The organism is Aquiflexum sp. (assembly GCF_041749095.1).
Lineage (GTDB): Bacteria > Bacteroidota > Bacteroidia > Cytophagales > Cyclobacteriaceae > Aquiflexum.
This window is the reverse complement of record NZ_JBGTCA010000170.1, coordinates 1-10,062: the sequence shown is the minus strand read 5'-3', so window position 1 is coordinate 10,062 and position 10,062 is coordinate 1. Positions and strand designations below refer to the sequence as shown.

At 42.1% G+C, this 10,062-nt stretch carries 9 protein-coding genes; all 9 read right to left on the bottom strand.

Going from position 1 to position 10,062, the window contains the following annotated elements:
• On the bottom strand, positions 1-971 hold a 971-nt coding region (locus tag ACEW8O_RS08325), incomplete at its 3' end, for a BF3164 family lipoprotein (RefSeq protein WP_373494159.1).
• A gap of 59 nt (positions 972-1,030) precedes the next feature.
• Positions 1,031-1,240 carry a hypothetical protein gene (locus ACEW8O_RS08320; RefSeq protein WP_373494158.1) on the bottom strand — a complete coding sequence of 70 codons (210 nt, stop codon included), beginning with the start codon at positions 1,238-1,240 and terminating at the stop codon, positions 1,031-1,033.
• 389 nt (positions 1,241-1,629) lie between these two features.
• The gene (locus tag ACEW8O_RS08315; RefSeq protein WP_373494157.1) at positions 1,630-2,058 is read right to left on the bottom strand and encodes a hypothetical protein; all 429 of its coding nucleotides are present in this window, start codon (positions 2,056-2,058) and stop codon (positions 1,630-1,632) included.
• Positions 2,059-2,070: 12 nt separating this feature from the next.
• Complete coding sequence (locus tag ACEW8O_RS08310; RefSeq protein WP_373494156.1) at positions 2,071-2,418, bottom strand: hypothetical protein; 348 nt, start codon at positions 2,416-2,418, stop codon at positions 2,071-2,073.
• A gap of 9 nt (positions 2,419-2,427) precedes the next feature.
• Positions 2,428-3,504, bottom strand: a complete 1,077-nt coding sequence (locus ACEW8O_RS08305; protein WP_373494155.1) for a BF3164 family lipoprotein — start codon at positions 3,502-3,504, stop codon at positions 2,428-2,430.
• A 114-nt stretch (positions 3,505-3,618) separates the two neighbouring features.
• Entirely contained in the window at positions 3,619-3,840 is a 222-nt protein-coding gene (locus tag ACEW8O_RS08300) for a hypothetical protein (protein ID WP_373494154.1), read from the bottom strand.
• A 299-nt stretch (positions 3,841-4,139) separates the two neighbouring features.
• A complete protein-coding gene (locus tag ACEW8O_RS08295; RefSeq protein ID WP_373494153.1) occupies positions 4,140-5,537 on the bottom strand; it encodes a BNR repeat-containing protein in 1,398 nt (465 codons plus the stop codon).
• 127 nt (positions 5,538-5,664) lie between these two features.
• A complete protein-coding gene (locus tag ACEW8O_RS08290; protein WP_373494152.1) occupies positions 5,665-7,545 on the bottom strand; it encodes a heparinase II/III family protein in 1,881 nt (626 codons plus the stop codon).
• A 12-nt stretch (positions 7,546-7,557) separates the two neighbouring features.
• Positions 7,558-9,738 carry a polysaccharide lyase family 8 super-sandwich domain-containing protein gene (locus tag ACEW8O_RS08285; RefSeq protein WP_373494151.1) on the bottom strand — a complete coding sequence of 727 codons (2,181 nt, stop codon included), beginning with the start codon at positions 9,736-9,738 and terminating at the stop codon, positions 7,558-7,560.
• Positions 9,739-10,062 lie beyond the last annotated feature (324 nt).

Here is a 10,062-nt window from a genome sequence, read left to right as displayed (position 1 = left end):
ATATGAAAATCTATTTTATAATTATTTAAAATTTGCCCTGAATAATCAAATTCAAAAATGCTTACCCCCTTTTTGCCTTCGACTATTTCTTCCGGTGTTAAGCCAATATATAGTGCAAAAATCGAAGATTCTCCCAAATGTAGGACCGTATACCGGTGATATTTCGGTTCCTTGAATACAGGGACCTCATATCCTGGGCCGGAATCAATGTCAAATTTGGGGAGTTTATTCACTGGCCCTCGGATAGATGTAATAACCCCGGAACCTTTATCCAAGATTTCTATGTAATCTTTAAATAACCCCGAAAATGCAAAATAATTACGGTCTTCAGAAGCTGCCAATTTACCCTGAAGTACGTTTATTATGACATGGTCGGGCAATCTTCTTTTGTCATAAAATAACCTATCCCAAGTGCCGTAGGTATTGACCGTATCGCCATCAAAAGTCAATTCCACGAACATTTTATTTCCATGCATTAACTTTGTCATAAAGGTGGAATCTGAACTGTGAACCATATTTACAGCCATAGCCAAGGCTTCGCCTTGTTTAATTTCTTTTTCGGCAAGTTTGTGGTCAGAATTGATGTTATAGCCAAAATATGCTTTAAGGTTTGTGTCAAAGGCCCAAAACTCACCATATGTTGCCCCCTTGGCCAAGGAGGCACATAACGTAATTTCTCCTGGGCCAAGTCCGTTCTTACCAATGCTTTTGACAAATTCCATGGAGTTTAGGTCATAAATATAAAAAATGTCATTTAACTGATTTTCAGCTACTATCAAATGATCTTCTAAAGCAATGATATGCCTGGGGATAAGAAATTGAGTATAATGAAGCTTTTTTCCTTTTAATAGGGTCGGGGGAGGTATTTCTTTTTCAGAAAAATGTTTTATTTTATAGTCTTTAAATTCCCTTTCATGAGGTTCTCCACAACAAAGGAACAATACGAAAATCAAGTTGATATATGTTTTCATAAAAGGGTTAGCCAAATTGGAAAGTGGGATGATTACATCCCACCTCATTTGAAAATTATTCAAGGACAAAACTGAAGTCCACTCTTCCATTCTGAATCAGCATAGGTCTTATTTTCATTAGGATGATAACAACTTTCATCATCCAACTTGCAGCATAGGCCACTACACCCTTCATTTGCTTGGGAGTCAAACGAATTAAACAACCCCACACTCATAGCCACTACACCTGCGGCTATGGTTACTTTTTTCAATGTCATTTTCTTTTTCATGATATAAATGATTTTAGTTTAACATATCTTAAAGTTTCATAAAAAATATGTAAAATAAAATAGGTTAAAGGCTATTTCCCGTGAATGGTAGGTTTTATCCCGTGAATGGGCAATTTTTTCCCGTAAACCGTCAGTGGGGGTTTGGTTGCCGGGTTTAACCACTTGGAAATTAAGCGATTTCTTAAATCCATAGAATTGCTGTGATTCAAGCAAATAAAAAATAACGATATGCAAAGCCGGATTGATGAGATTTGGGATCATTGTTGTGGTGAAAGGCTTCGAAGAAGTAGAGACAGACCCCCAATTTGCCCTTAAAGAGTCCGGGGGTGTCTATTTTTGGGTAATGGACAAGGAACAGCTCCTCCATTTTTTGCAGTATTTCAGCAGCTTTATTCATCCTTCAGTTTTACGGGATGGTAAAGTTTGTTTTCTTCCTTTCCGGTTTTTTCGAAAACAGGCCTCCAGCGCATGGTGCCATCGGAGAGTATGCCTTTGGGGTTGGGAGTGTTTTCCACATAAAACCGGTTTTCAAAGCCCTTTGGCACAAACTCCCCTTTGCCCCCGAAGTCTCTGATAGAAAACCCGCTTTCATAAAGCAGGGTGGGAATCAGTACTTCGTGGTGGCCGCACCACTTGCTCATCAGTGCTTTATGAAGCATCTCAAGAGCTCTTCGAGAAATTCTGTAGATAGGGTTAAAGGAGCGGATGCGCTGTTCCTGAGGGATCACGAAGTAGGGGTGGGCCAGGGCAGACCACCAGGGCCATTCCGGTTCATCACGGTAGCGGCGTATATGGCTGCTGATAAAGTCTGATTCCACGGTGGAGAAAGCCTAAAAAAAACTTCTCCAATCTCCCGAGAAATCCACGTCCTCTTCTATGCACCAATAATAGTCGTAGTTTGGGTGGAAGAGGTAGAATTTCAATAAGGGGAAATGGTTACTACCCGGTACCAGGGTAAAGCCAAGGGGGAAATAGTTTAGGGCTGTCAGTACCTCGTCGTTAAAGGTAAAAATGTTGACCCCTTCTGTCTCTGTGTAAGGATTACCCTTATCCAAAAGGTAAAGGAGTAATATATCTCCTAAGTTCTTGGTGGAATCAAACATTTCCCTGTATTTATGGATCAATGGGAGAGAGGTTTTGTTGGTAAGAATTATAAAGGATTGAGGTTTATTTTTCATAATGAAAAATCACTCAAATGATGGTAAGTCAAAAACTACAATTCCCGGATCCTCATCAGTAGTGATGCCAAATAGCTTTTTAGAGTCCTCATCAACAGCTAAAGCTCTAATGGAAGTATCTAGTTTTAATTCACACCGCATGTCCCCATTCAGTTCAAAAACATAGATTTCAGTGGCAAGTTCGGTACCCTCCCGCATTTGCTTATTAGTCCTTCCAGAGTAAAGACCATAAATGAAATTATTCCCGACTTTCACATCCCAATAAGCAAGAGGCTCATTGATATCTATTATAAGCTTGTCTGATTGTCCGCCGGTTTTTACTAAAGTAAACTTTGGAATAAAATTATAGGGTCCATCAACCATTGTGATTTTCCCACTTTCCTTATCTAATATTTCTATCCGATCCCGATATGCTCCGGCGGAGACATAAATATTATTATTTTGGTTGCCGTGAAACCAACCCAAATGTAATTCGGACATCATATAATTTGTGAAATCTTTTCTCACCAAATGGTCATTCCATTTCCCGTAATTTCCCAGACGTTGTCCATTGATGTTGAATTCCACAAACTGATGGGGGTCATTAACCATCCGGCACATTACGGTACTGTCTGAAGACCACTTCATGAACATCGCCATGAAAAATTCACCCTCCTGTTTGATTTGACTGCAAGATAAGGACACTGTATCGTCTAGACTGAACTCGGAGAACCTTTTGTTCATGGCGCTATTAACCCAGAACTTATTATCCTTTGCCCCCAAATCAATACCGGCAACATCGGAAATCTCACCAGGGCCAAAACCAAATACGCCCTTTGACATCTTATAAGACATAGTTTGTGTATCCAGAATATGGACTGGAGGAAATCTTGGGTCTATTCTTCTGCTTTCCCCCACAATCAGAAAATTACTTTTTGTGAAGATGGTAAAGGGCATTTTCAATTCGTTGAAATAAAACTTCTTACCGGTGAGCTTGATTATTTTTGGTATGGTTTTTTCAGAAAATGTTTTTACGTTTTCCTGACCCAAGTCCTTTTTAGCACAAGCAATTGAAAATGTCAATATTGCTGCTAAATACAACGACAATTTGAAAGGGGTATTTACAGTACACATAATTTAATTTGCTACATCAGGATGGTTTGGTAAACCGATTAAAGAAAACCAGTTACTGATCTATTAATCAATTTTTTATAAGAATTATTAATGATTGGTGCAAGTATCACCTGGGAAATCCCTATCAACTGTTCTGTCTTCAAGCCATACAATCCCTGATTCGTCAGTACAAACCGGACCTCCAGGGCAACACATGTAGCCATGTGGTCCTCCCCCGCATCCGGATTGAGCCTCTGTGTTAAACGAATTAAACAATCCTACGCTCATGGCTACAACTCCCGCGGCCATGGCAGCTTTCTGTAATTTCATTTTCTTTTTAATGATTGAAATGATTTAAGTTAAACATGTAATAAAATTATCTTTTTAAAACTAAAAATAAAACAGGAATAATTCTGTTTCCCGTGAACGGTATGGATTATCCCGTGAACGGACCGTTTTTTCCCGTGAACTGGAATATGGGGCAAGTAAGGAGTACTTTATTTTTCATGTTCAATAATTGACTATAATAAATAGCTTATTTTTCAGTTTGTATTTTACCTGGCCTTCAGATCCAAGTCAGGTTTTTTTAAGTATAATAGGTTATTTTTGATAACTTCGGGGCAGTACTGCTATTTCAACTCAAACAGATAAAGCTGGCTTGGCCCCGGCAGGGGTTCGGGGTGGGGGCGGTCCCTATTGTGAGGCAAGGTCTCCCATTTAAGGACATAAGTTTTGCCGTTTTTAGAACTTCCCATATCGGCAGCAGAGCGAACCAATAAACCCTGAAAATCCCCTTCCGGTGTCAGACCGGCAACATAAGAAACCGGTTTTAATACCTCACCAATAGGGTTCAGTTCCTCATCCAGCAAAATGGTACCATTTCCGTATTTTACATGTTCATATCCCAATTCATATTTTCCATCCTCTCTTCTCTTAAATTGTCCTATCCGGACTTCAAAAATTATACTTCCGCGACCCGAAAATTCCCAGCGGTGATCCCAATCAGTAACCTGTTTGATATCCCATTCTCTGTCCTTTCTTTTGGCCACATAGAATTGGATTTTTCCCTCATCATCATATTTATGGAAAGCCATAATCGGGTTATGTTGTCCATCCAGACAAAGCTTTGCCGCCAAGTTGATAATTCCTCCACCGGGGGGAATGGGATCCACAATCACGGATTCCTGGTCTATGGTGACGGGGACGCTTACCGGTTCCCCAAAAGCATTGTACCACTGCTTCAGGTCAGGGCTTTTGATATAGGATAAATCATGGTTGGTTTCACAATCGGGGGTGTCCCTCCATACCCAGTACATGTGATACCAGTCATCTTCATAAAGAGTAGGCTGAGAGGCGTATGCATTCATTTCTCCTTTGCCATCTGTCAAAGGTGCATCCAAAAGTCTGGACCATTGTCCCGATTCAGTATCGTAAATATTATAAATCTCATTGCCATTACCACTTCCCCCATCCCGGTAATGAAAAACCAGGTCACCTTCCCGGGTAGTCATGAAATTGGGATAAGTGCAGCGCTTTTCATTGGTGCCGATCATTCCGGATTCCTGCTTCAGGGACGTAATGTCATGAGGCAGGGTGGCCTTGAAATAAGTCAATAGATGTACGTGCATATTGCCTGAAAGGTGAATAAATCCTGCTTTGTCAATGCCAAAGGTGACAGAATTATGACTGTCCCAATTGAGGATGGTACTGGTACCCCCTCCTTCCTGTCTGTCAAATATGGGCAGGGTAAACAGCTCAAATTCTTCCTCATCCAGGTTTCTCTGACCTACCGTCATATACCGGTCTTCATTGTAATAAGCTATATACTGGCGGTCCCCATGGGTCATCAGGGAAAAACCAACAGGGTGACCTGCCCAAACCAAGTCTATGGGTATGGCTTTTAACAAAACCTCCGCCTGATCCCTTTCATCAATGATAAGGGGACCTTCATGCTGTTTTTCAGAACAGGATAATAGTAAAAATGTGACTGATATGTAGATAGGAGAGAGAAAATATATTCGTTTCATCATTTTTTATTTTTCTTGACGCTAGTGAATTATATGATTATCATTCCAGTGATCCGGCCTCTTCCGTCTCCCGTCTTCCGTTTCCCAATGAACTTCGTACTTCCCACTTCCCCCAACCTTTTTCCATTCATTTCCATTCCGCTAAATCTTTAGCATCTTTCTTTACCTTTCCCAAGGCTTTTTCAGGCACCAAGAGCACTTGGAATTTCATTTCTTCTCCAGGTTGAGCATGGTATTCGAATCCCACCATTACCGTTCCCGGGTTGGGAGCATCATATTCTGTTTTGGGATCAGTGCTATATGTTTTCCATTTTACACCTTCCAATCCCTGTATGATTAAATAAAGCTTTTTGCCATCTTGAGTTAATAGGGCTTTATCCCCATCTAAGGCTACTAGGGCCGGGGTCAACATGTTCCATCTGATATGGGATTTGGAATCCTTATTCCTGATTTCATCCCTGACCAGAACATAAGATTGGTCCACAATGGCCACACCCCTTTGGAATTTTTTCAGTTGACCTTCATAAATGGAAGTCACATCGGAAACAGCAAAAGGAAAATCATCTGAAGTACCGTATTGATCAATTTTGGCATACCCGTTCACTCTTTGAAGTTCACCGTCTATGGTAAGGGTATTGTGTACATAGTTGTTGAGGCGAAAAACGGTCCACCTTTCCGCATCCTGTGTCCTTCCGAAGAGTTGTATCCCTTTGGACTCCAAAGATTCATAATCCTGCATCCCAAAATCCATAGCCCAGCGTACACTGTCTGCTTCCATTATAAAAGAGCCTATATCCATGTGTCCGTGGTTCACTGAAGGGGACCCTGCCTTGAAGCCCAAATATATGGCATTTGGGTCGGTCCATGACGTCCGCATCATGGCCAGAGGATTTGCTCCCTGACCAACCCACACCTTCTGTTCAGGCACAGGTATTTTATCCAAGGGGATGTTTTTTCCCCAAATCAGGGCAGCAGGAAGTACCCGGTTTCGGGTTAATCCACTTAAATCTGTCTGGTCAAGATAATCCCTTTCAACCCATAGTAGGGAAGGCTGATCGTTCTTTTGTGCGAACCAAAACATAGCAGGAGTCAGGTTCCCTCTTCCCCCTCCGGCATCTCCCCAATTGTAAGAATACCCGGTAACCCCCGACATGTTTTTATAAAATCCTGCCGTCTGAAGAAAGCCCGGGGTATCGGTTAAGCCGAAGTCCGTTCCGTAAATTTTCTCCAGTACATCTAAAAACAAAACATTAAAGGTAGTCCCATATCCCCAGTAGCCATATCCTTCAGGGTAAGCCCCATCAGGCTGGTAATCATCCATGGCTTTGGCTATGGTTTCCACAGACCGCTGTATGGTACGGTGTGCCAAATCAGGGTGGTCTTCATACATTGCCAAAGCCCCATAAATCATTCCTGCATTGCAGACTTGATTCCAGTTATGGGTGACATTCAAAAACCCATTGTATTTGTCATTGTAAGAGGGTTCCAAGCCCATTTTGACTATTGCTTCTTTGATTTTTATCTTGCTATCCTGAGACAAAGCTTCAAAAAGCCAATCATAACCTATGGCCATGGCCATCGTCATCTCTGCCACATCCAAAAAGTGACTGGGATTCCAATCACTAAAACCTGAAATATTCACCATTTCCTGTTCAGCCCTCTGAGCAAATCGGCTCTCACCAGTCAACCGGTAGGCATAGCTAAGATGGAATATTCTTCTTAAAGCCTCCCTGGAAACAGAAAGTAACCGTCTTCCGATCTGTTTTCTTTCCAAAAAGCTTTCACCGATGATCCGATCGGATTCTTTGAGAATGGCCTGATGCAGGCTATTCCATCGCTGATCTTTTTCTATCAGCCCTTTAATTTCTTCCTCCTCACCTTCCAACAGCAAAATCCTGGGGTGTGCGGAAACCGGCAATTCCTTTGGCACTTGCTGAGCCCAGGTTGGGGAGATGGAAACCATCAATCCCAAAAGGATAAATTTATATACCAATAATTTATTTTTCATATTTCTTCACAATTACTCAAAACTTATACTTTTACCTGCATAGACCCCTTTGGGCAATTCAACAGACAGATCACTGATGCCCTTATCCGCATTCCATTGGGTTTTTAATCCTTTAGATTCTATTCCGATTGGGGTATTCAGGCTGAAGTGTAGTTTTCCCAGTTTCCTGCCGGGATCTGCGGCGGCGATTTTATGGATGGTTTTTCCCTGATGATGCAGAATCAGAGTCCCGGGACCATCCATGGTCAAGTGGAGGCCTTCTCCCAAATCCAAAGCTCCGGCCTGGTAAAATACGACCATAGTGATGCCCAATTTTTTATGGTGAACAGCCTGGATGTGATCCGTATTGGAAAGCACCTTCAAGGAGCCCTGTAAGTCATAACCCCTGGTTTCTTCCACATCCACATGGGGCAATACCACATAGCTGTATGTTTCCCCTTGGGGACGGTTGCCATGATCCAACCATAACTTGAATACATCCAAAGTTACTTTTTCTTTGGGTGTACTGGATTGTTTACTGATATCCCACCAGTATCCCTTGGCAGGACCATTGGATAAAGAGACTTTTTGTGGTTCAGTAAATAAATAAGCTGCCCCATCGCTGTGTATCCAATTCACTCCGTCAAGTTCATGATCACCTGAATTTTGGGTTTTTTGACCTGCTATTGAATTAACGGTTACATTCCCTTTCAGCAGGTTTTGGTTCAGTGTGGTATGGACAGGTCTGTTGGATCTACCGGTAATGCCTGCCCCCAGGCACATATATTCATTATCGAAGAAAAACCATGTTTTTTTTGCCTCTAATGGGTCATGGGGGCTTTTGAAGTCAAAAGCAACTGCTCCATACATGCCATCTGTCACCGCCCCGACAAAATCAGTCAATCCAGGTTTTTGAATCTGGTTTTCATCCGGCAGCTTCTCTTTTTGCAGAATAGTGGCTCCCGGTATTTTTTGGTAATCCATGACCGGAAAGATATCCAGGTACTCTTCCCCGGTAAGTGAAAGGTGGTTGGTGCCGTCCCCTCTATGATGGTTTTTCAGGCCCTCACTGTTGTATGGTACTTCCATATTATAGTTTCTGGTGGAAAACATCCTCACTGAGGCGTAGTATGTTGGCCTTTGAAAGGCAAAATGTTCGGAATGCCAATAAAAGGTACTGTGGGACAGGTCGGTGTTTTTTATGCTTCCTTCCCTGATCTGAATAATTTCCTTAAGTTCATCACTTCGGTAATCAGTGATCAGCAGCATTTTTTTTGGTGTTTCGGCATGCATGGGCTTCAATGCACCTGCCCTGGCCACACTCCGGTTTTTCACACCTGCATCCGGATATTTGCCATAAACCATGGATTTACAGATTCCATCCAGGTAATAATCCACTAGGAGCTGTATTTTATCAGTCGAAAAAGCATAATCCGTATCCGCTACATAGCCCGCCCATTCTACAAAGGCATCGGCATACCCCAATCCGTATGACAGGGTATTGTTTACCCGGTCCACCCGATGGTGAAAACTGTAATCATACTGCATACCTCTTCCTTCTGAGAATTTGATTTCCCCTTCAATGACCCTGATCACTACATCGAACTGTTGATAATCGGCTACAAATAGAAGGTTTTTAGCCAAAATGCCGGCAATTTTGATCCTGTCCCCACTTGGCCTGGCACCGGAGGCTTCCAGATGCGCCCGGCCAATAATGGGCTGGGCTTTTTCGGTCAGCTCCTTGGGCATATCATTACCTGCCAACAACATCACATGGACCAGGTTACCGGGTGTGCCGATCTGATTATGCCACCAGTTGTCACAGAAATAATCGTTTTCCACCCAGTTGGCCAATGCTTTTTCTATGGCATTTCGTACCCGTTTGTTTTTCCGGTATTTTGAACCTCTTTTAGAATAAGCCCTGCTGAGGGTAACCATGTTTCCGGAATGTATTCTGTGCTCAAAACCGGTTCTGGAGACATCTTTATAATCAATCCCGGGCCATGTACCATCTTCAAGTTGGGTCGTCAACAATTCTTCTATTTCTTCGGGATTGATTTCATTTTCCAGCAATTCTGCAATTATCCTCTCTTGAATGGTTTTAATGTCTTTCAGGTTGTCGGCCAATAGGGGTGGGAAGCATAAAAGGTAAAGGACTAAGCCCAAACCCCAAAAGGACCACTTGTCCCTGCAAATGTTATTTTTTGGATTCATCGATTGATTATTAAATTTACTGACGCAGCTCACTACAATCAGGAATTTTGATCTTGGGTGATCAGATCTTCATATCCATTGAAGGTTTGCCTTCGGACAAAATCTAAATTGCCTACTTTGGAAAACCAATGCAGACCAAAGCCTCCTGTCTGTATTTGGATTCCAAGGAATTCTTTATTTTCCGGTCAGCCTTACCTTAATCGTTCCCTCACCGTTTTCCATGGTCCAGGCAGGTACTTTGATTTCCAGTCTTTTCAGTCCTTTATAATGCCTGTCCAATTCCAATGGGGTGGGATCTAACGAAATAACTGAAATCCTATAATC

Coding starts and splice junctions, on each gene's coding strand:
- ACEW8O_RS08320 (WP_373494158.1), bottom strand. CDS start 1,240: ATGAAAAAGAAAATGACATTGAAAAAAGTAACCATAGCCGCAGGTGTA.
- ACEW8O_RS08310 (WP_373494156.1), bottom strand. CDS start 2,418: ATGAAAAATAAACCTCAATCCTTTATAATTCTTACCAACAAAACCTCT.
- ACEW8O_RS08300 (WP_373494154.1), bottom strand. CDS start 3,840: ATGAAATTACAGAAAGCTGCCATGGCCGCGGGAGTTGTAGCCATGAGC.
- ACEW8O_RS08295 (WP_373494153.1), bottom strand. CDS start 5,537: ATGAAACGAATATATTTTCTCTCTCCTATCTACATATCAGTCACATTT.
- ACEW8O_RS08290 (WP_373494152.1), bottom strand. CDS start 7,545: ATGAAAAATAAATTATTGGTATATAAATTTATCCTTTTGGGATTGATG.
- ACEW8O_RS08285 (WP_373494151.1), bottom strand. CDS start 9,738: ATGAATCCAAAAAATAACATTTGCAGGGACAAGTGGTCCTTTTGGGGT.